Origin of the sequence: Paenibacillus sp. FSL R10-2199 (assembly GCF_038000235.1) — a bacterium.
Lineage (GTDB): Bacteria > Bacillota > Bacilli > Paenibacillales > Paenibacillaceae > Paenibacillus_AQ > Paenibacillus_AQ phytohabitans.
Genome location: NZ_JBBOBO010000002.1, coordinates 1,847,800 through 1,868,253 on the forward strand (window position 1 = coordinate 1,847,800; position 20,454 = coordinate 1,868,253).

The 20,454-nt window shown below is 54.0% G+C and carries 16 protein-coding genes; 6 read left to right on the plus strand and 10 right to left on the minus strand.

Features of this window, described 5'->3' with window-relative positions; genetic code table 11:
- Nucleotides 1-2: 2 nt before the first annotated feature.
- Both NYE33_RS35790 and NYE33_RS35795 read left to right on the plus strand, forming a co-directional pair.
- Nucleotides 3-896 (plus strand): carbohydrate ABC transporter permease, encoded by an 894-nt coding sequence (locus tag NYE33_RS35790; protein ID WP_341070015.1) that lies wholly within the window; start codon nucleotides 3-5, stop codon nucleotides 894-896.
- Nucleotides 897-927: 31 nt separating this feature from the next.
- Nucleotides 928-2,496: an ABC transporter substrate-binding protein gene (locus NYE33_RS35795; protein ID WP_052421670.1), complete on the plus strand. Its 1,569-nt coding sequence runs from the start codon at nucleotides 928-930 to the stop codon at nucleotides 2,494-2,496.
- A 281-nt stretch (nucleotides 2,497-2,777) separates the two neighbouring features.
- Here the strand turns inward: NYE33_RS35795 and NYE33_RS35800 are convergent, their stop codons facing one another.
- From NYE33_RS35800 to NYE33_RS35815, 4 genes are all read right to left on the minus strand, one after another.
- Entirely contained in the window at nucleotides 2,778-2,924 is a 147-nt protein-coding gene (locus tag NYE33_RS35800) for a hypothetical protein (protein ID WP_341070018.1), read from the minus strand.
- A 123-nt stretch (nucleotides 2,925-3,047) separates the two neighbouring features.
- Nucleotides 3,048-8,027, minus strand: coding sequence for a DUF4132 domain-containing protein (locus tag NYE33_RS35805; protein ID WP_341070019.1), 4,980 nt, complete (start codon nucleotides 8,025-8,027; stop codon nucleotides 3,048-3,050).
- 28 nt (nucleotides 8,028-8,055) lie between these two features.
- Nucleotides 8,056-8,475, minus strand: a complete 420-nt coding sequence (locus tag NYE33_RS35810; protein ID WP_042133701.1) for a hypothetical protein — start codon at nucleotides 8,473-8,475, stop codon at nucleotides 8,056-8,058.
- Between the two features lie 98 nt (nucleotides 8,476-8,573).
- Nucleotides 8,574-9,233 (minus strand): hypothetical protein, encoded by a 660-nt coding sequence (locus NYE33_RS35815; RefSeq protein WP_340947922.1) that lies wholly within the window; start codon nucleotides 9,231-9,233, stop codon nucleotides 8,574-8,576.
- A gap of 189 nt (nucleotides 9,234-9,422) precedes the next feature.
- On the opposite strand from NYE33_RS35815, the gene NYE33_RS35820 reads away from it, so the two are divergent.
- Both NYE33_RS35820 and NYE33_RS35825 read left to right on the plus strand, forming a co-directional pair.
- Nucleotides 9,423-10,175 carry a 3'-5' exonuclease gene (locus tag NYE33_RS35820; protein ID WP_341070021.1) on the plus strand — a complete coding sequence of 251 codons (753 nt, stop codon included), beginning with the start codon at nucleotides 9,423-9,425 and terminating at the stop codon, nucleotides 10,173-10,175.
- A 341-nt stretch (nucleotides 10,176-10,516) separates the two neighbouring features.
- Complete coding sequence (locus NYE33_RS35825) at nucleotides 10,517-11,281, plus strand: MerR family transcriptional regulator (RefSeq protein WP_341070103.1); 765 nt, start codon at nucleotides 10,517-10,519, stop codon at nucleotides 11,279-11,281.
- A gap of 71 nt (nucleotides 11,282-11,352) precedes the next feature.
- Here the strand turns inward: NYE33_RS35825 and NYE33_RS35830 are convergent, their stop codons facing one another.
- From NYE33_RS35830 to rbsK, 6 genes are all read right to left on the minus strand, one after another.
- On the minus strand, nucleotides 11,353-11,922 hold the full coding sequence (locus NYE33_RS35830) for a PepSY domain-containing protein (RefSeq protein ID WP_341070023.1): 570 nt from the start codon (nucleotides 11,920-11,922) through the stop codon (nucleotides 11,353-11,355).
- A 192-nt stretch (nucleotides 11,923-12,114) separates the two neighbouring features.
- Nucleotides 12,115-12,747 (minus strand): PepSY domain-containing protein, encoded by a 633-nt coding sequence (locus tag NYE33_RS35835; protein WP_336103273.1) that lies wholly within the window; start codon nucleotides 12,745-12,747, stop codon nucleotides 12,115-12,117.
- Nucleotides 12,744-14,108: a sensor histidine kinase gene (locus NYE33_RS35840; RefSeq protein ID WP_341070025.1), complete on the minus strand. Its 1,365-nt coding sequence runs from the start codon at nucleotides 14,106-14,108 to the stop codon at nucleotides 12,744-12,746. The genes NYE33_RS35835 and NYE33_RS35840 overlap by 4 nt, the downstream gene beginning before the upstream one ends.
- On the minus strand, nucleotides 14,105-14,797 hold the full coding sequence (locus tag NYE33_RS35845; RefSeq protein WP_171720666.1) for a response regulator transcription factor: 693 nt from the start codon (nucleotides 14,795-14,797) through the stop codon (nucleotides 14,105-14,107). The genes NYE33_RS35840 and NYE33_RS35845 overlap by 4 nt, the downstream gene beginning before the upstream one ends.
- A 460-nt stretch (nucleotides 14,798-15,257) precedes the next feature.
- The gene (gene aroD / locus NYE33_RS35850; RefSeq protein WP_341070026.1) at nucleotides 15,258-16,022 is read right to left on the minus strand and encodes a type I 3-dehydroquinate dehydratase; all 765 of its coding nucleotides are present in this window, start codon (nucleotides 16,020-16,022) and stop codon (nucleotides 15,258-15,260) included.
- A gap of 324 nt (nucleotides 16,023-16,346) precedes the next feature.
- Nucleotides 16,347-17,315, minus strand: coding sequence for a ribokinase (gene rbsK / locus NYE33_RS35855; protein WP_341070028.1), 969 nt, complete (start codon nucleotides 17,313-17,315; stop codon nucleotides 16,347-16,349).
- A 293-nt stretch (nucleotides 17,316-17,608) separates the two neighbouring features.
- Here rbsK and glgP point away from each other — a divergent pair, with 293 nt between their 5' ends.
- Together glgP and NYE33_RS35865 are read left to right on the plus strand one after the other, a co-directional pair.
- Nucleotides 17,609-19,225 (plus strand): alpha-glucan family phosphorylase, encoded by a 1,617-nt coding sequence (gene glgP / locus NYE33_RS35860; protein WP_341070030.1) that lies wholly within the window; start codon nucleotides 17,609-17,611, stop codon nucleotides 19,223-19,225.
- Between the two features lie 388 nt (nucleotides 19,226-19,613).
- Nucleotides 19,614-20,138: a discoidin domain-containing protein gene (locus tag NYE33_RS35865; RefSeq protein ID WP_341070032.1), complete on the plus strand. Its 525-nt coding sequence runs from the start codon at nucleotides 19,614-19,616 to the stop codon at nucleotides 20,136-20,138.
- The last annotated feature ends 316 nt before the right edge of the window (nucleotides 20,139-20,454 follow it).

Genomic DNA, 20,454 nt, shown 5'->3' on the forward strand with positions numbered 1-20,454 from the left:
ACATGAACATGAACACAGCCAGATCCGCACCGTCTAACTTCGGCATCAATGTATTTTTTATCATAGTCTGCCTGATGATCGCTCTTCCGTTCCTGCTGGTCATCTCCATCTCGCTGACATCGGAAGATGCGCTGAGCCAGTTCGGATATAACCTTCTGCCCAAGGCGTGGAGCTTCGAGGCTTACCGGATTGTGTTTGAGAAGCCTACTACCCTGCTGCGCGGTTACGGGGTAACGATACTGATTACTGTAATCGGCACCTTGCTCTCGCTTCTGCTGACGGCCATGATGGCTTATCCGCTCAGCCGCAGAGATTTCCGCTACAACCGCCAGCTGACCTTCTTCGTCTTCTTCACCATGCTGTTCAACGGCGGACTGATTCCGTTCTATATCCTGATGACCCAGTATCTGCATCTGAAGAACACACTGGCTGCGCTGATCATTCCGGGTCTGCTAAGCCCCTTCAACATTATGATCATGAAAGGCTTCCTGGACAAAATCTCCAAGGAAATCATCGAGTCGGCCAAGGTTGACGGCGCCCGGGAGTTCCGGATTTTCTTCCAGATTATCCTGCCGCTGTCCACGCCTGCTCTGGCTACGCTGGGACTGCTGATTTCCTTCGGCTACTGGAATGAATGGTTCAATGCCCTGCTCTTCATCGACAATGACAAGTTCATTCCGCTGCAGCTATTGCTCGTACGCATCCTGTCCCAGGCCGACTTCCTGGCCAACTCGCCGATGGCGGAGGTCTCGGATAAGCTGAAGTATGCGAGCTTCCCGACCTTGTCGGTGCGGATGGCGATGGCTATTGTAGCCAGCGGTCCGATGCTGCTGATCTTCCCTTTTTTCCAGAAGTACTTTGTCAAAGGCATTACGGTAGGCTCCCTGAAAGAATAGCTTCTATTCTAAAATAATGGAGGGTTCATGAATGATCAAACACACGAAATCCACCGCTGTGCTGCTGTGTGTACTCCTGCTGTGTCTGTCGGTTCTCGCGGCTTGCGGCAACAGCAATAATAATGGAGACAACGGCGCAGCAGCCACAGGCAATGCCACAACCGAACCGTCCGCCACAAGCGGCACCGATCCCGCTTCCACACCTGCCGCCACCGAGCTTCCTGAGGTTAAGCTGACCTTCATTTATCCGGTAGCCGCTGACCCGGGCAAAGACCAGCAGCTGGTGAACGATGAGATTAATAAATACATCAAGGACAAAATCAACGCCACCGTCGAGCTCAAACCGCTGACCTTTGACGAATATGAGCCAAAGCTGAATGCCATGCTCGCCGCCCAGGAAGACTTCGATATTGCCTTCAGCTCCAAGGGCTGGCTCGGCAACTATCAGCCTTATATTGACCGGGGCGCTTATCTGGAAATTACAGATGAGATGATCAGCAGCTATGCACCCGAAGCCCGCGCCAATATTCCCGACAAATTCTGGCCGGACATGAAAGCCGCCGACGGCAAAGTCTACGGCTTCCCGATCTATCAGATCGCAGCCAAGCAGAAGAGTCTGGTGATCCAGAAGCGTTTTGCCGACAAATACAATCTTGATCTCGCGTCTATTCAATCGTACAAAGACATTGAGCCGTTCCTCAAGACACTGAAGGACAATGAAAAAGGCATCATACCGCTCGGTCTCGCCCAGAATTCCAACGGCATCTACATTGACCGCACTGAAGTCGGCGCCGACGGCTCTTCCGTATTCTATAAGAAAGACGATCCGGAGATGAAGTTCATCTCCAAGATTACACAGCTGGAGAACAAGAAAGAATATTTCCAGACGATGAACGCCTGGTACAAGGCAGGGTACATCAACCAGGATGCGCCTGTGCTGCAGAATATCAATGATCTCAAGAGCAAAGGCAATGTGGCTGTAGCGATTGAATTCACCTCGAAGCCGGGCGGAGAGATTGGTGAGAAAGCGATTAACGGCGGCAATGATGTCGTATACGCTCCGATCTCTGACAGCTATTTCACCGGGATTGCCAGCGCCATTCAGGTCATCAACAAGAACTCCAAGAATCCTGAACGTGCCCTGATGCTGATCAATCTTCTCAACACCGACCAATATCTCTATAACCTGATCTGTAACGGTATCGAAGGCACGCATTACACCAAGGTCGACGAGCAGAACATCGCTCCGATTGAGAATTCCGGCTATGCGCCTAACGGCGACTGGGTGTTCGGTAACCAGTTCAATGCTTATCTGAAGCCGGGCCAGGCCGCAGATACCTGGGAGAAGACCATCGAGCTGAACAACAATGCAATCGTGCCTGCCAGCAACGGCTTCCAGTACAGCGAGGATAAGATCAAGGCAGAGGCCGCCAACATCAACGCCGTCAAAAATGAGTTTGAAGCTGCCCTGGAGACCGGTGCGGTTGATCCGGACAAAGTCCTTCCCGACTATATCGCCAAGCTCAAAGCCTCAGGCATCGAGAAGGTAGAGGCTGAGATCACTGCCCAGTGGACCGAGTTTCTGAAAAACAAACAGTAAGCTGCGAATGTCAGGGAACGGCGATAGGCCTTCTCCGGGGGCTAACACCGTTCCCTGTTACTTTCCCATTAAAATTAGCAGTTTTATAAAATGGTGGTCACAGGGAGCATCCCCCCAGCATTTTTAATTGGATAAACGTATCTTAATTTGGGTGTTTTGAGGGAGTCGGGGGTATTAGTTGGAGAAACGCCATTTAATTTCATGCATTTCCCCTGCTCTGATCTATTTGCAGCCTATTAAGTGCTGATTATCCAACTGTTGCCCGGCAAGGGTCCCTCCGTTCATAAGCAAGTGGACAATATCCAACTATATCCGGCTACACCCGCATTCACAGCCACAGCCACATCCGCAGTCAAGCCCTTGCCAATGCTGCTCCCGGCTTCTTTAGCCGCTTCTTCGGAGTTATCCGCGTTTTGGGTATTGTTCAATTTACACTATAGTAAAAAGCACCGGCGCTCTGTTTCAGCGCCGGTGCTTTTTGCATACCTGCTATAGGTTCTCTACAGCTGAAGCATAGGCTCAGCCGCACGACTCACCCCCTACTCAGCTGCTTAAGCTTTCAGCTGCGCCAGAATCTCAGGGTCTTTAATCTTCGTATCCTCAGCCAGCAGCACGACCTTGGAGAGAATCTCCGCCGTGCGCGGATCTTCGTCCAGGAACGGCAGGAACAGCCGGCCGCGGTGCTGCGAATGGACCGGGATAATATGCAGCACCCCGCTGGCCTGCTTATAGCTCATTCCGCTGCCCAGATGCACTGCATATTCGCCCAGCGTCCCGGTAATCCGGGCATAGCTTCCGTCCACGCGGACGTTGCCGATCTTCAGCAGACGCAGGGACTCACTGATGATCACCCGGCGCATCTCTATAGTCGTCAGGCTGGCCTCCGGATCGACGCCTCCCACATGCGCTACGCTCACTACCAGATCCACATCGCGCATCACCTCGGAGAACAGGCGGGGCGGCACCTCATCCAGCTTAACGTTCTTATACGTAGTCCGGTCGAAGAACTCGACCGTCTCCAGCGTTGGCGCCTCCGTATCCGCCGGGGAGAACCAGTCCGCCATGGCATAGAGCCGTGCAATCAGATTCTCGCCATAGAATACCTTCTGCAGCCCTTCTTCATAGCTGACCGTCCACTGCCGCTCTCTCAGCAGCGCAACTGTCTTGCGCGGCTGAACCTGATGGCCCGCATAGCGGCGGGATACGCCGCCATTCGCCAGTTCATCCGCATTCGGCAGATACAGCTCCCGGAAGATCTGCTTGAACGGCTGGCTGAGCTGCCGGTCGAACAGATCCTTCTGGTACAGGCTCCACTGCCCGCTGTTATACAGATCATGCGGATGGGCGATGAATAGCTCATCCTTATCCGTAAGAGCAGTTTGCGCTCCGGAAGGATTCTCCAGCGCAGGCGGAACGGCCGCGAAGTAACCCAGTGCGCTGCCGCTCTTCAGGACAAGACCGCGCAGCAGCGGCGCCAGAATAGGATTCCGGCTGAGCCCGGTAATCTCCTGCAGCGTGAAGCTGCTGCCTGATTCCATCGAGCGCTCCAGCTCCAGGCGCGCCCGGCGGAACTGGGCCGTCAGCTCGCTCCGTGTTTCCTTCAGCGCCTCGATATAGGCATCCTTCTTCAGGCGGGCAGGCACCGATTTCAGCACCTTGCCTTTGCTGGTGATGACAAGCTCGCTCTGACCCTGCTCATCAATGACCAGCTGGGCGAAGGTGTCGGTATCCAGCGCGTGCTGCTCGAAGAATGGCTTCAGCTCATCCAGCTTGCGGGCTTCGATATCCCACATCAGCCGGGTAACATCGGCATATCCGGCATTGCGGGCCAGATTGCCAAGGGCAATCCGTGCCGCCAGCCCCTCGCTCGCCCGCCGCTGCGCGCCGAATTTCTTGCTCTCCGCGAGGAAGCGCTGGATCAGCTCATAGCGCTCCCGGATATCCTGCTCCCGGTCCTTGCGGAGCGGAATCAGGCTGTAGCTGAGCAGATGGTCTTTGTTACGCTTTTGTTCCACAGACTGCTTCATTTCCTCCAGCTTCAGCTTGCCAAGGGTGGCATCAGCGAACAGCTGGGAGCGCCGGTGGTTCGCACCCGCGGAGATATACTTCGCAGAGTCATAGAGCAGATCGAACCGCTTCTGTCCAAGCGTCTGATACGCCGACTGGAACCAGTTCATATCAAAAGCGCCGTCATTGAAGTCCTGCGGGGTAATCGGCGAGTAATGCGCCACCACCGTCTCCTTCTCCGCCGAGAAGCTCTCGTTGATATGGGCGTGGAAATACCACGCGGCACTGCGGATGCCTTCCCAATCCAGATAGCCGGAGATAATCTCAATCCACTGCGGCGCATACATGGCGGCTTCCAGCAGCCGCTTCTCCGTGATACCGGAATCCTTCAGCAGCGTCCGCAGGAGTGCAGAGTCTTCACCCTCCCGGGGATGGCTAACCTTAAGCAGATGGCTGAATGATTCCTTCTTCGTGATACTGTCGCCGTAGCCATATACATAACCCCGGATGAAGGTCTCCTTGTCGAGCCCCGCCAGAATACGGATGAAATACTCCATTCCCTGAATCCGCTGCAGCCCCATCACCAGCGGGGTCACCTCGGTCGGCAGCTCCCCGCGGGCCAGCTCGATTTCCAGCAGACGGTCAATCAATACGGTGCGGATTCCGGCAACCCGCTCACTGTCGTCAATCCACTCCACATTCCGGCCGGTTAGGGTGCGCATGTGATGACGGTTGTCATGGCCGGCAAGCAGCTCCTTGTACAATTCACCTTCACCGATTAATCCCGTTTCGTAAGCCTTCAGATAATCGTACAGCTCCAGCCTGGTGCCGGCATCCTCCGGGTTCATCCGGTCGAAGACATACAAGGATCTGAACAGCTCCTTGAAATCCTCCGGCCCGTCCGCCCGGTCCCGCATCATCCTCAGCCATGGCTGGGCCAGCACATTCAGCAGCGCCGGCTCACTTTCCAGCTTATCCTCCGGCATCGCTGCCATCAGCGCATTCAGCGCCCCGGCGGCCAGGCTGAAGTTATCCAGTTTGTCACTGTCTGCATAGAAAGCCCCGATAAGAGTCTTCACCTGATTGCCGTACCGCAGCCCTTCAAACAGCTCTGCTACATCCCTGATGGTCTGCAGCGGATATACCTGCTCTGTGAATTCCGCTCTCCAGCCCTCCAGCAGCTTATGTTTTTTCAGCTCCCTATAATCCATAGAGCCTCTGTAGTACCGGTAATAGCTCTCCATCGTTCCATCCAGATCATCCAGCTGGTTGTAGAAGTTCAGCTCCAGCAGCATCTTTGGATTCCAGCCGCTCTGCTGGAGATAGGCGGACCAGAGCTCATGGAGCGGATACTCCTCCAGTTGAGAAGCCGATTTGTCCCTGTCCTTAGCCATAGTCCATTTCAGTGTGCGCAGCACCGCACCGACCAGCAGCGTCTCCTTCTGGCCGGAATAATATTCGCTGACATATTCCGTGTCCCGCTGTCCATGAATCTGCTCATCCAGCCCGTGCAGGAAGGTCCTGATCTCCTCCAGCGGCAGGGAGAACACCTTATCCCAGCTGAATTCTCCGGGCTGCGGCCCCCCGGTCAGCCATGCTTCCGTCTCCCCCGGGTTGAACAGCCCGAACCCGCTCGCCGCCGTATATTCATTCCTGCGGCTAAGCTTCGCGATCAGCTCCCGTTCCTTCGCCGCAGGCTCGGCAATCGCTTCCACCTGTGGACGCACCGCCTCATACAGGCTGCTGCGCTGCTCATCCTCGAAGAGCACCGTCACCATCTCCAGCGCGGCCAGGCGCTGCAGGCTGTTCTTCTCCTGCAGCAGCCGCTGGATGCTGCCTTCAAGCGCCGAATCCGGCTGGCTGAGCAGCAGCCGGGTCACGTTCTGGCGCAGCGATCCGGTCTTCAGCTTCAGCAGCGCCTCGGCCTGCACCAGTTCCTCCGCATCCAGTGTCCATTCCTTGGCCTGCTCCAGGGCCAGCTCACGGTTCTTCATGCTTTTATCGCCAAGGCTGGCGAACACGAATTCACGCTGCACCGGATTCAGCGGGTCGCTAATGAAGCTGGCCAGCAGCTCGCCGCGCAGATCCGGCGAGAACTCATCCTTGAGTGCAATCAGCTCGGCAATCCAGGCGCTGTCCATATCATACGCGGCCAGGTACAGCATTTTGCGCACCGGAAGCTCCGGGGTGTAGTTCACCTGGACGAAATCCAGCACTTTGGATTCCCCGGTTAATTCACGATGGGGAGTGCGCAGGAACATCGCTTTGAGGGCAGTGAAATCCCGCTCTCGTGCCGCCTTCTCCCCCAGCTGCGGTGAACGCTGCAGCTCCAGCTTGGGCCCGTTCTTGTCCGGTCTCCACAGCCTGCTGTAGCCGTAGCTATAGTTGCTTAGAACCCAGTATTGCAGCTCCAGGTCCTGCTCCTCCAGAGATTGCCGGGCGCTCTCCAGCCGGAGCTCGCTGTTCTGGCTGTTCGCCAGCACATACTGGGCCACAATCTTCTGATAGAGCTGCCCTCCGGCCATCAGAACCCCAATCCGTCCATAGAGATCCTCTTCCTCATGCACAGCTGTTGCCCACAGGCTCAGGTAGACATGATGGGCGTTCGCATCCTCCAGCCATGCTGCCCGCACCGCTTCATCCTGCAGCACCAGGTATGCGCCTTCAATCAGGCTCTTGGCCACCCGTTGATTCTGGGCTTCCAGCCCCATGCCCGTCCACACGCCCAGCGCGCGCACGACAGCGCTGTAGCGGATGAAATCATTGTCCAGAATCAGCTTCAGCACGTACAGATTGTTATCCAGAGTTCCTTCATCCATCCGTTCCACCAGCGATTGGCGCAGCCCCTCCTGCAGCTTGGCAGCCAGCAGCAGCTCGCCCAGCATCACCACAGCTTCCTTCCGGTGACTCATGAATACGCCCTTGATCACCTCGTAGCTCAGCACCGCTGCCTGGTTATCGCCGTAGACCATTTCCTTGAGGTCGTCCAGCATACCGCTGCTGTCCTCACGGTCCAGCTCATAGGCAATGACATCGCTTAAGACCAGCCTGAAGCGGTAACTCACATTGTAATCCGTATCGTTGTCCTTTTTGCGCAGATACTCTCCAAGGACGAAACCCTGCCGCTCCATGAAGATCAGCGAGCTCAGTTTGCTCAGAATTTGTGCGCTGTGCAGCTCAAGATTACGGGTACGGTAAGGTCTGCGCACGTATCCCCTGCTGTACGGATACTCCGTACAATGCTCCACTATGTAAGTCATCACTTCTGCGGTATACGGGCTGAACAGCTTCCTGACAGCCGTCAGCAGCGGTTCATAGAATCCTTCTGTCCTGCCGCCGGCCAGTGTCCTGAGCTGTTCCATGCACGCCTTGCTCTCGTCCTCCTGGCCGCCATAATAATTCAAACGGCTGAGTCCAATAACGACAGACGCAAGACCCGATGTTTCTTCATCCAGCCCTTTGGCCTTATTCTCCATCTCCGCATACCATTGTGCTTCCAGATCCTCAGTTTTACTTACCGCCATATCCTGTTCCCCCTTCTACCTAATCTTCCTACCATAGTCTTCCGGCCAGCATAGTGAACCGGATGAATACCAGCTCATCCCCGTCCTGGATCTGCAGCGGCTCCTCTAATAGGGCACATTCCCGCTCCTGCAGGAACACCTTATATAATCCGTCCTCAAAAGCAAGCAGTGCAGCAGCAACCGCTTCACCGGTATCCGGCGGTTCACCGTTATAAATGGTCGCGAAGCCGACCTTGCCGTTCTCTCCCTGCTCCTGGATCTCATTGCCTGTAAGATAAGGAATAATATCTCCCCGCCCCTGCTTGTCCACAAGTCCCTGCACCTGCCGGACTACGATCTCAGTAATCAGCTCCTGCAGTGTAGCAGGAGCCCCCTGCAGTACTAATTCCTGCCGGGCAAGCACCGGTTTGCGTTTGCCCAGGCTTTTGACAGTAACATACAGCCGCACATCTATCCCTCCTGTTTCTACAGACAAGCCTTACCGGAAAACAGACCATCTTAGATTAATACCCAATTCCGGCCCCTCTGCCGCGCTTCGGCTAGATTTCACACGATGAAATTCGGAGCGGACATCGATTCCGCCCCGCCATCCCCCTGCAATCCGAACCAGCGCTCCAGTTCAGCGAAATTCTCCTCCAGCGTCCGGCTGCCATCTGCCTCCAGCACCTTCAGCTTCCGTTCCCCTGCCTCACTCCTGATCCTCGCAGCGAACAGCGCGTCTCTCTTCATCCAATTGTTGAACGAAACCTCCGGATTCTCTGTTGCCTGCAGGATTCCCTGAATCCATTCCCGCTTGCTGTACTGCTCCCGCTGGAACGGTTCCGCCGGGATCACCCAGATTGCCTTATCCATCGGCTTCAGAAGAGGCGCCACCAGCGCCGGCAGCAGCTGATTCCCCTCCACAACAATGGGGCCATCGCCCGAACACTCAAGATCGCTCAGCACATAATTGAAATCCTCCCGCAGACACCCGGTATAGACATCCAGCTGTTCAGTCACATCCCTGGTGAAGAACACTTCATTCATCGACATCTGCGATACCCGGTACATTGCAGACTGCGCCTTCCCTGTAATTCTCTGCAGGTGATCCTCATAATGCTCATCGCATGCGTAAAGCGTCATATTATATTTCTCCGCGAGGCGCCCCGCGAGCGTGCTTTTCCCGGCACAGGCCGAACCGCCGATCCAATAGATTTGTCTGTTCATGTACATCCGCTCCTTTGTTCTCCGGCATTACCTGATACTGAGCTATTCGACACCGGATTGCCGCCGTTCCTGCATCAATCTGCCATTTCACCGCCGAATTCCCCACACAAGCACTTTTTTTGTTAAAATAGAAATGTCGGCGCAATTACGGGCAATCCGGCGCCAGTCACTGAAACGGAGGCATTACCTGTGGATTATATTATTCTGGACATCGAATTCAACGGCCGCAAATTTGCCAGTGAGCACCCTATGGAGGTCATTGAGATCGGAGCTGTCCGTCTAGACGCTTCATTGCAATATAAGGGCGAGTTCTCCGCCTTAATCAAACCCATATACTTCTCCACCCTCAATTCCTTCATCAAGAAAAAAACCGGCATCCCCCAAGAGGATATCGATGTCGCCGACCGGTTCCCGAAGGTGATAGCCGCCTTCAGAGCCTGGCTTGACCAGAGCACGGACGGCGTGCTGCTGCTGACCTGGGGCGGCGAGGATATGAAACGGATCATCCAGGACGTGCGGATGCACAAAATCGATGACGCCTACTGGATGGAAGCAACCTACTTCGATCTGCTCAAAGGCGTACTCCGCGCCCGCGGCCTAAGCAATGACATCAGCGTTGAAGGCGCTATGGCCCTGTTTGGCCTTGAGCCTTCCGGCTCTGCACACCGCGCGCTGGATGATGCCAAGAAGACGGCCGATATTTTCCGTGCGGTCTTCAGCGAGCTGGATTTCGGGCGCTCCCAGCACTATATCGACACCTTCTCCAACGCCAGAGAACGCAAGACCGTCAAGATCGCCATCAAAGCCATGACCTCCCAGAAGATCGTTCCCACCTGGGAGCTTGTAGCCGAGCATTACTTCCCTGCTGAAGATGCTCTGGCCGACCCCCGGAAGCTCGCGGAACTGCAGGCGTATTTCGCCGCCCAGGTCGGCAAGAAATAGACAATCCCCCCCACAAAGTGGGGCGTTAGCTTCGAGGATGACTCAGGTACTTTGCGGGGACCCCAAAACACTTAAATTCTTATCTTCCAAGGCTTACCCTGCACATGACAGCGGCAGCTTTCCCTTAGACATTCATCGGGGAGACTGCCGCTGTTTGCTGTTTGGTGTTTGCGAGGTTATCCGGTTATCCGGCCAGCCCTCGGGTTATCCTAAAATTAGGATTTGACATTGCCGTTACGTGAAGGTGTACAGTAATTTTTGTAAGCAGCAGCTTACACGGCGGGGACGCTAGAGCACGTCCAGCTGTACACGCCAAGACAGAGTTGGAGGCTGAAATGACAATGGAGTACACTGTTCAGAAGCTGGGAGCGCTCGCGGGGATCAGCACGCGGACACTGCGGTATTACGATGAATTCGGGATTCTGAAGCCGGCCAGAATCAATTCCTCGGGATACCGCATCTACGGTCAGGCCGAGGTGGACCGGCTGCAGCAGATTCTCTTTTACCGGGAGCTGGGCTTAAGCCTCGAAGGGATCAGGGACATTGTCACATCAACTTCCTTCGATGGGGCCCGCGCATTGCGCGAGCACCATGACAAGCTGCTTCAGCGGAGACAACAGCTGGACCAGCTGATCGCGAACGTCGAGCAGACACTTGCACACACCGAAGGGAGAATCACAATGAGCAATGATGAGAAATTCGCAGGCTTTAAGCAGAAGCTGATTGACGATAACGAGCAGAAGTACGGGCAGGAGATCCGGGAGAAGTACGGCGAAGATGCCGTAGAGAAGTCGAACCGCAAGCTGAAGAACATGACCGAGGAGCAGTATGCTGCCATCCAGCAGCTTGAAGCGGACATGTTCGCTTCGCTGGAGCAGGCGATGGAGGAAGGAGATTCTGCAGGTGAACTTGCGCAGAAGGCAGCTGATCTGCACCGCCAGTGGCTTAGCTTCTACTGGGATACCTACACCAAGGAAGCTCACGCTGGGGTAGCGCAAATGTATGTCGATGATGAACGCTTTACCGCCTATTACGACAAACGCCGTCCCGGACTGGCGGGGTTCCTGCGGGATGCTGTACATGTGTATACGGGAGCGAAGCAGTAATGTGATGTTCCCCTTATAAAAAAGAGAGGCAGCCGGATTGCACGGCTGCCTTTTTTTTACTGCTGTATGGCTCAATCATCATCGTCGTCGGAGTCTACATCTGTGTACACAATCTTGGCTGTATACGCATCGACTCCCACTTCCGTCGAGACCCGTCCGTTTCTGATCTCCACCTCATACACGGCTCCGCCATTATCCCGGTCAAAATCAATTTCAGCTACCGTTCCTTTCACTGAGGCTGATGCTACTTCGGCCGCTTTGGCCGCTGTAATCAGCGTTCCGCTTGGTGCTGTAGCAGCAACTTCATAGTTATCATCGTCGTCATCGTCTGTTTCTTTGCGCACGCTTATCACTTTACCCGTGTACGCATCTACCCGGACATCCATCTCCTGCTTGGTCTGCCGGATCTCGACATCGTAATACGTACCTCTGAGTTTCTTATCCAGATCAATGCTCTCTACCTGTCCCGGTGCCGCCTTCAAGGCAATCTCTTCGGCTTTGCTTACACCGATCAGCGTTTTGCTCTGACTCTGCACCGATGCGGCTGCTGCCGCAGTACCGCCCTTAACCTCGCCGATACCGTAGGCACCTCCGAGAATCAATGCTGCTGCCGCTATACTGCTCCATACTTTTTTCTTCATCTTTGCCGCCTCCTAAGTTCAATCTGTGCTGCTCATGTAGTAACTATAACGGTCCAACATGAGAGGACAGCGGGAGGAACATTAGAATTTGATGAGAAAATTAACCTCACAAAGTGGAGTTATAACTTCGATGTTTACTCAGGTACTTTGCGAAGGCCCCAAAACATATAAATTCTTGACTTAGAAAAAGGCTCAGGAGTTATCTCCATCCGGTTCTTCCCACGTTACTGACATAATGCTGCCAGAGATGGCGTTAACCTGAACTACGGCCTCTCGTCCGTCTGAAGTTTTAATCTCCACCAGATAAAATGCGCCTGAGTCATTGATTCCGGTGTCCACATCATCCGGTTCCCCCGCTACTTCCTGCAATGCGAGCCGGACCGCTTCGTCTTCTGAGACCACACGCTGCGCGGACGGGGACGGAGCTGGTGACGGTGCAGCAGTTGCTCCGCCCGCAGGGGCTTGAGAGGCTGCGGGTGTAGGCTGAACAGCTGGCTCTGCTGCGCGCTTCAGCAACACTATGGAGAGGATCTCACCCGTTGCTCCATCCAGCTTCAGCTCATATAATCCCTGCGCAGTCTCCAGCTCTGCGACATATTTCCCGGACTGCAGCTTCAGACTCTCTACCGTTCCGGCATATTCATTCAGAACAGCCTGTTCAGCCTGTTCCCTGGACAGCAGCTGTTCGGATTCATTACCGAATATCCGCAGTGCAGCAAATACCAGCACGAGGAGCACAGCCAAAATAATGACCGCCTTATACAGAAGGCTCTGGGTCGATCGTTTATTATTCACTCGTTTCTTATTCTCACGTTGCTTGTTCATTGTCCTCCCCTGCTCTCAGCGGCAATCCGGATCATCACCGAGGTTCCCAGACCTATTGCACTATTCATGGACAGCTTGGCACCAATCGCACCTGCGATCTCTGCCGCAAGCGACAGCCCCAGGCCTGCACCCCCGCCCTCGCGGCTTCTTGCCTCATCCACTCTGTAGAAACGGTCGAATATCTTAGGCAGCTCCTCCGGGGGAATCCCGATTCCCCGGTCCGTAATGACTATAACCCGCTCCTGCCCGGAAGCTTCAAGGCTGACAGTTATCGCCTCATCACTGTATTTGCGGGCATTGTCCAGGAAGATGAACAGCAGCTGCCTCAGCTTCGCTTCATCGCTGTAGCCTTCAACCGGACCCTTGGACTGGACGGTTACTTCTCTCCCATATGCATTATGAAATACCCTGGCAGAAGCTCGTGCCAGCTCTTCCAAATCAATCATCTTCATCTCAAGATCCCAATGCTCATGATGCTTCGCCAGCAGCAGCAGCTGCTCGGTCAGCTCCTTCATCCGGACAGCTTCAGAATGAATGGCTTCAATCGATTCATTGAACAATTCGGGATGATCCAGCCCTCTGCGCTTCAGCAGACTGGCATAACTCTCAATTACCGTCAGCGGTGTGCGCAGTTCATGTGAAGCATCCGAGACGAATTTCTCCTGCTTCACATGATTGCTCTCCAGGAGGGCAATCATCTCGTTGAACGTACGCCCCATCTCCACCAGCTCATCCCCGGAGGTCTCCTTCAGCGCAAGCCTGCGGAATTTCCCGCTGTTTTTGATCTCCCGCATGGTAACTGTCATTTGCACGATGGGGCGCATAATCAGCCCCGACAGCAACCGGCTGGACAGCAGCAGCGGCAGCAGTGCAACAAGCGTGGCTCCGGCAAGCACAATCCGCAGCACCCGCAGTGTACTCATGGTGCTCTCCAGACTTTTGGTCATCTGGACATTCATGACGTTCCCGTCCGTCCAGATGACCGGAGCGCTCACGAATGCATAGGAGCGCCCGCCCGCCTGTATAATTCCCGTTTGCTTCTCAGGATGATAGACCGGATTCAGCCGGCTGATCTCCTGTTCGGAGGCTGAAGTGACAGGCGCAGGACCGCTCCCGTCCGGCGCGAGCAGCCGGAGCATCCCTTCAATCGGCACATAGGCCCGGAGCAGCTCCGGTGCCGCTACCCCGCTTCCCGCCCTTCTCATATCAGCAGCGACCCTGGCTGTCTCGGCAGCAGCCTGTTCCAGCTGGCTATCTGTCGACAACCGGCTGAACATCAGGTAAATGAACAGGTTCATGATGACAAGCAGTACGGCAAACAGCACACTGGAGTACAGATAGATTTTGCTCCGCAGCTTCATAGGGAGTCCTTCAGCACATAACCGATGCCCCGCACCGTATGGATCAGTTCTTCCTGATTATCCTGCGTAAGCTTTTTGCGGACATACCGGATATAGACATCCACGACATTCGTATCCCCGTAATAGTCATATCCCCAGACTGCTGTCATTATCTGCTCCCTGTTCAGCACCTGGCGTTTGTTCTTCAGCAGGAACACCAGCAGATCGAACTCCCGCGGCGTCAGCTCAATCCTTCTGCCCGCCCGCATTACCTCACGTGTAGCTTCGTTCAGCTCAAGATCATCCGCTCTCAGCCATGAGTCTGTTTCCGCTGTCTTACGTCCTGATGCCAGCCGCAGCGCAGCGCGGACACGCGCCAGCAGCTCCTCTATTTGAAAAGGCTTGGTAATATAGTCATTTGCCCCTAAATCCAGCCCTGATACCTTGTCCTCCACCGAGCTTTTAGCCGTAAGCAGCAGCACAGGAGTATCGGCATCATTCGCCCGGATACGCCGCAGCAGCTCTATTCCGCTGAATCCGGGCAGCATTACATCCAGCAGCAGCAGATCCGGCTGCTGCTCCTGATACAGCTCAAGTCCCTGATGGCCGCTGCCGGCAATGGATACACGGTATCCCTCACACTCCAGCTCAATCTGCAGCAGACGGGCTATTCTCACCTCATCCTCAACAACCAGGATAGATTCTGTCATTGGCGTTCCGCCTTTCTGCCTGCATGCACGTGTATGCATGCTTATTCTTAATCCGGCTGCCTCCATTGTAGGGCATAGGCAGGCGCAGATTCAAACTCTGCGTCTGGCCGCCGCTCTCCCTCCCCACTCAGGTTCCCGGTTTATTCTTAATAGTGTGAACTATATATCCCCTTAACAAAGGCCCCCTCCCCCTCTTCCTCCACATGCCCGCCTACCGCTCAACCAAAGGGATTTATCCCTTTCATTTCCTCATTCTGTCCGCCTTTCGCTCAATCAGAGGAAATTATCCCTCTCATTTCCTCATTCTGCCTGCCTACCGCCAAATCCAATATCCCTCTCGTTCCCGCTTATTGCCCACTCTCTGCGGATTAAACAAAAAAGAGTGCTCCAGGCCGCTTAAGCGGCTCGGAAACACCCCATTCTCTTCTACTGCGTATGCACACGCAACAGCAGCAAGAAGTTATAAGCTGCGGTGCAGCAGCTCCAGCACACTGCGTAGCTCGGCAACCGCTACCTGTCCCGGAGCCGAAGGCTTATGCGCTGCCCCGAAGGTCAGCGCTGAGCCGAAGATTTCACCGGCAAGCCGGCTGATTACGCCCTCTCCGGCCATCGACATTGTAATGATCGGACGGTCCGCATACTGCTCCTGCATCATGTTTGTCGCCGCCAGAAGGGTCAGCACATCCCCCGCACTCTGCGGCATCACAGCAATCTTCGGCAGATCTCCGCCAAGCTCCTGTGCTCTGCGCAGCCGGGAGACGATTTCATCCTGTGACGGCGTGCCATGGAAGTCATGATTCGATATAATCACGAATACCGCATTGTCATGCGCTGTGGCAATCAGCCCGCGGACCTCCTGTTCCCCGTTAAACAACTCCACATCCACAATATCAACATATCCGCTCTCTACAGCGGCTTTGTTGAGCCGGAAGTAATATTCTGTGGAGATTTCCTTCTCCCCGCCCTCTTTGGCGCTGCGGAACGTGAAGATCAGCGGGATCTCCGGCAGAATCTGCTGGATTTCCCCCAATACCTCCGTTACCGCTGCGATATCCTCCACTTGGCTGAAGAAATCGCTCCGCCACTCCACCACATCCGGAGCCAGAGCCTTAAGGGCCTCCGCCTCTTCCCGAAGCTCGGATAACGTTGTTCCGACCAGCGGAACACAGATTTTGGGCATCCCCTCCCCAAGGGTTACATTCTTAACGGTTACTGTACCGCTCATCGTTTCAGCTCCTTATGTATCAGGCTAAGCCTGTGAATTAACCGCCCGGCTCGCTTGTCCGCAGCACTCTGTATCTGGTCAAACAATCCTGCACAGAATACAACAATCCCCGCAATATATTAACCAGAATCCGAAATTGTTGTATAAAAGGCAATATTCTCCCCTTACCATGCAGAATAAAGAAACAATTCATGTATTTCATACAACAATCCATCCGGACAACGCGGTATTTATGGATTCAAGTTGTAATACCTGCAACATTTTGCCTATACAGAGTGAACTTACGAATCTCAAAGGACCGTTTACACGATCCTTACGCTAAATCTACTGTGCGCCCGGCTCGGCATCAGCAGCTTCCTGCAGGAACTGCTTCACCTCTTGTAATCTTGGCAGCGAAGGAATCGCTCCCGCTTTGCCAACCGCCAGTGCACCGACCGCATTCGCGAATCTGACCGCTTCATCCAGCGTTTTCCCGCGGGTAAGCTGCCAGGCCAGCGCCCCGTTGAAGGAGTCGCCCGCTGCCACTGTATCTACAGCTTGTACCGGGAACCCGGGAACATGCAGGCTGCCGGCGGCATTCACAATCAGCGCCCCTTTGGAGCCCAGTGTGACAATAATGTGCTGAACCCCTTTTTGCAGCAAAATCCGTGCCGCACGCTCCGCATCATCCACACTCTCTACCGGAATACCGGCCAGAATGCCCGCCTCTGTTTCATTCGGAGTCAGGTAAGTCACATGATGAAGCAATTCATCTCCGAGCGGCTGAGCCGGTGCCGGGTTGAGGATCACCGGAATTCCATGGCGGGAAGCAACGGCAGCCGCAGCCTCTACCATAGTCAGATCCGTCTCCAGCTGCATGACGACAATTCCGGCTTGGCGGATAACCGGTTCAAGTGCTTCAATATCGGCCGGCTTCATCTCAACATTCGCACCGGGGACCACAATAATCCGGTTCTCGCCTTCTCCGTCCACCACAATGGAGGCGACTCCTGTAGCCTGTGACTCACTCTGCGTGATATATCCGGTGTGAACCTGCTCCTGTGACATAACCTCCAGCAGTCCGCTGCCAAAAGAGTCCCGGCCCACTCTGCCGATCATGGTTACCTCCGCGCCAAGTCTGGCTGCAGCAACGGCCTGATTGGCACCTTTTCCGCCCGGGGACAATGCAAATTCCTGACCAAACAGCGTCTCGCCCGCTTCCGGAGCCCGTTTCGTGCGTACTACCATATCCATATTCAGACTTCCAATTACGACTATACTCAACATGAACACCACCACTTGGTTTATTTCCATTGTTTCTTCGCCATTAAGGCTACCTTCTCCATGGAAGGGACGGCACCGGCGTTACTGGTTGTTATCCTCTTATCTTATGGCCTTCAGCCGGGTTAATCAAATTTTTATGAATAGAAGCTTTGGCAGCTTTTTTTCATCAAAACTTCGCTGTGCTTTTTAAAGACAAATATGCTAGAATAGGTGTGCAATCGCTTCCAGAGCCTAACACATTCTTTTGAGCAAACGTTTGCATCTTAGATAAAGCCTGCAGCTTGGCCAATAATAATCTAAATCATATTTAGGAGGCTTATCAAGTGAACGAGAACCAACTGCCGTCAGTAGCTTATTTCAGCATGGAGTACGGGCTCCATTCAGACTTCAAAATGTACGCCGGAGGCCTGGGCATTCTGGCCGGAGATTACATCAAAGGTGCCAAGGATATAGGCGCTCCCGTCATCCCCATCGGACTCAAATGGAAACAAGGCTACACGGACCAGAAAATTGATGCAAACGGCAATCCGTACGACTCCTACCATAATTATGTGTATGAGTTCCTTGAAGATACAGGCGTCAAGGTTACGGTAAAAGTCAGAAAAACCGATGTCGTCTGCAAAGTGTGGAAAACAGAGCATTTCGGCAACAGCCCGCTTTATCTGCTGGACACCGATATTCCCGAGAACAGTGATGCCTGGATTACAGGCCAGCTGTACGGCTGGTTCGGGGAAGAACGCATTGCCCAGGAGATTGTCCTGGGGATCGGCGGCGTCAAGGCCATGCGTGCCCTGGGCATTCCGATTGATGTCTACCACTTCAACGAGGGGCATGCCGCGCTTGCAGCAATTGAGCTGATCCGTGAGAAGATGTCCGGCGGCAGTACTTTTGAGGAAGCCTGGAGAGCTACACGGGAAGAGGTTGTGTTCACTACACATACACCGATCAAGGAAGGTAATGAGACCCATCCGCTCGACCGTCTGGAGTACATGGGTGCTTTTAACGGCTTAACCCGCGCTCAGATGGAGCGGATCGGCGGAGAGCCATTCAACATGACTGTGGCAGGCCTGCGCTTGTCCCGTATCTCGAACGCCGTTGCCCAGCTCCATGCCGATACCGCCAATAAAATGTGGAAAGAGGTCGCCGGCCGGTCCGAGATCATCGGCATTACTAATGCAATTCATACGCCTACCTGGGTGGATGAACGGATGACGCGTGCTTTTGAAGAAGGCGGCGACCTCTGGGCTGTGCATAAGGAGATCAAGCAGGAGCTGATCGGCTTCATCGAGGAACGCTCCGGGATTGCCCTGAATGCCGACAACCTGCTCATCGGCTTCTCCCGCCGCGCCGCTCCCTACAAACGCAGCGACCTGATCTTCTCCCAGCCTGAGGTGATTGAGCCATACCTGGAGAGCGGCCGAATTCAGATTGTTTTCTCCGGCAAAGCGCATCCGCTGGATGATAACGGCAAGAGAATCGTCAGCAACCTCGTAGCCATGATGAAAAAATACCCGAAAAGCGTAGTTTTCCTGGAAAACTACGATATGACCATTGGTGCCCAGCTCACCCGCGGCTCCGATATCTGGCTGAACAATCCGCGCAGACCGCTGGAAGCCAGCGGAACCTCCGGTATGAAGGCCGCCATGAACGGCGTCCTCAACTGCTCCATCCTTGACGGCTGGTGGCCGGAAGCCTGTATAGACGGCGAGAACGGCTGGCAGATCGGGGACGGCTTTGAGACTACGGACTTCGCGGTGCTTGATCAGCACGACAGCGATGCCCTGTATGATACACTCCTGAACCGTGTTCTGCCGACCTTCTATGAGAACAAGGACAAGTGGGTGCAGATGATGCACCGCAGCATTGAGACCACCCGCACCGAGTTCGCCACCAAACGCATGCTGGATGAATACTATAACCGGATGTACATCAAAGACTGACTCGCGTCCGCAATTCTACAGCTTCCTCCTATATGCCCTTTCTTCGTCCCCTCCTGCCCGCTTCAGCGGGCGGGAATTTTTAGGTTCCACGAGTTTTCAGTTCATATTCTTTATCTTTAATAACGTTAATCATCTTCATTTAATCTGCTTTCCGGCGGAATTCCGTGCAAATATCCTACTTTTAGTGAAACCAGTTTCCCAAACTAATTTTTTTGGCTGCTTGTCCAATTCCGACAATATTTTCAGTTCACTTGGGTTACAGTGATAGTGTGCTACAAACGTTTGCACAATAAGGTAAGCGATGAGCGGCTAGAAGTTCCCGGGAGTTTATTTAGTCCAAACACGCACAAGTGAAGCAGGTAAAACCACTACAAAGGGAGATGGGCAAATGCAATTGCAACGAATGGGCAGCTTCAAAAAAGTAGGTATCGGCTTGGGGACTCTGCTTATGGCTTCCGCGATCAGTTTAACCGGAGCCAGTGCTGCCGGCAATCTTGTTCCAGTGATGACCTCCAACATAAGTCCGGCGGGTACCGCCTCCGCCAGCAGCGAATGGGCATTCCATGAAGCCTACAAAGCTTTTGACCATGATTACAGCACCTATTACTCCACTTCCAGCGGCAGCTCAGGATATCTGCAATACAGCTTTGGCACTTCCAAAAAGGTCCGCAGCTATAGGCTCACCACCTCATCCCAGCCTCAGGCGAATGTGCCAAAAACCTGGACCCTTCAGGGCTCCAGTAACGGCAGCAGCTGGGTCGTTCTGAGCAGCCAGTCCGGCCTTTATTATCCGGGTTCCTCTTACTACTTCAACCTCTCTTCTACAGGTGACTATACCAGCTACAGGCTGGTCATTACCGCCAACAACGGCGCTTATTCCACTTCTGTAGGCGAGCTGGAACTGTACGAATAATTAACGCTCACATGCGCTTATCAGATACAGGCCGCATTCCTGACTGATAGCGGCAATAGAGACCCTCTTACGCCTAACGTAGAGGGTTTTTGACGTTGTCACCCTACTGCTTCAGCTCATACCTCCCATTCCCATTCCCTCTCACTCGCCCTAGCCCTAGCCCTAGCCCTAGCCTTCTAATAATGCCAGATATATTCTAGTCCAGAGGCGTCAGCCCTATCATGATTTTACCTTCTTCCGCATATTGTTAATTATAATGATTATAAAAAAGGATTGATTTTATTTAATTTTTTGTTATTATAAAAATTATACTTAA

Bases quoted from the DNA above. Each gene is read 5' to 3' on its own strand.
- NYE33_RS35790 (WP_341070015.1), top strand. From the start codon at position 3: ATGAACATGAACACAGCCAGATCCGCACCGTCTAACTTCGGCATCAAT.
- NYE33_RS35795 (WP_052421670.1), top strand. From the start codon at position 928: ATGATCAAACACACGAAATCCACCGCTGTGCTGCTGTGTGTACTCCTG.
- NYE33_RS35805 (WP_341070019.1), bottom strand. From the start codon at position 8,027: ATGGCGGTAAGTAAAACTGAGGATCTGGAAGCACAATGGTATGCGGAG.
- NYE33_RS35815 (WP_340947922.1), bottom strand. From the start codon at position 9,233: ATGAACAGACAAATCTATTGGATCGGCGGTTCGGCCTGTGCCGGGAAA.
- NYE33_RS35825 (WP_341070103.1), top strand. From the start codon at position 10,517: ATGGAGTACACTGTTCAGAAGCTGGGAGCGCTCGCGGGGATCAGCACG.
- NYE33_RS35830 (WP_341070023.1), bottom strand. From the start codon at position 11,922: ATGAAGAAAAAAGTATGGAGCAGTATAGCGGCAGCAGCATTGATTCTC.
- NYE33_RS35835 (WP_336103273.1), bottom strand. From the start codon at position 12,747: ATGAACAAGCAACGTGAGAATAAGAAACGAGTGAATAATAAACGATCG.
- NYE33_RS35840 (WP_341070025.1), bottom strand. From the start codon at position 14,108: ATGAAGCTGCGGAGCAAAATCTATCTGTACTCCAGTGTGCTGTTTGCC.
- NYE33_RS35845 (WP_171720666.1), bottom strand. From the start codon at position 14,797: ATGACAGAATCTATCCTGGTTGTTGAGGATGAGGTGAGAATAGCCCGT.
- aroD (WP_341070026.1), bottom strand. From the start codon at position 16,022: ATGAGCGGTACAGTAACCGTTAAGAATGTAACCCTTGGGGAGGGGATG.
- rbsK (WP_341070028.1), bottom strand. From the start codon at position 17,315: ATGGAAATAAACCAAGTGGTGGTGTTCATGTTGAGTATAGTCGTAATT.
- NYE33_RS35865 (WP_341070032.1), top strand. From the start codon at position 19,614: ATGCAATTGCAACGAATGGGCAGCTTCAAAAAAGTAGGTATCGGCTTG.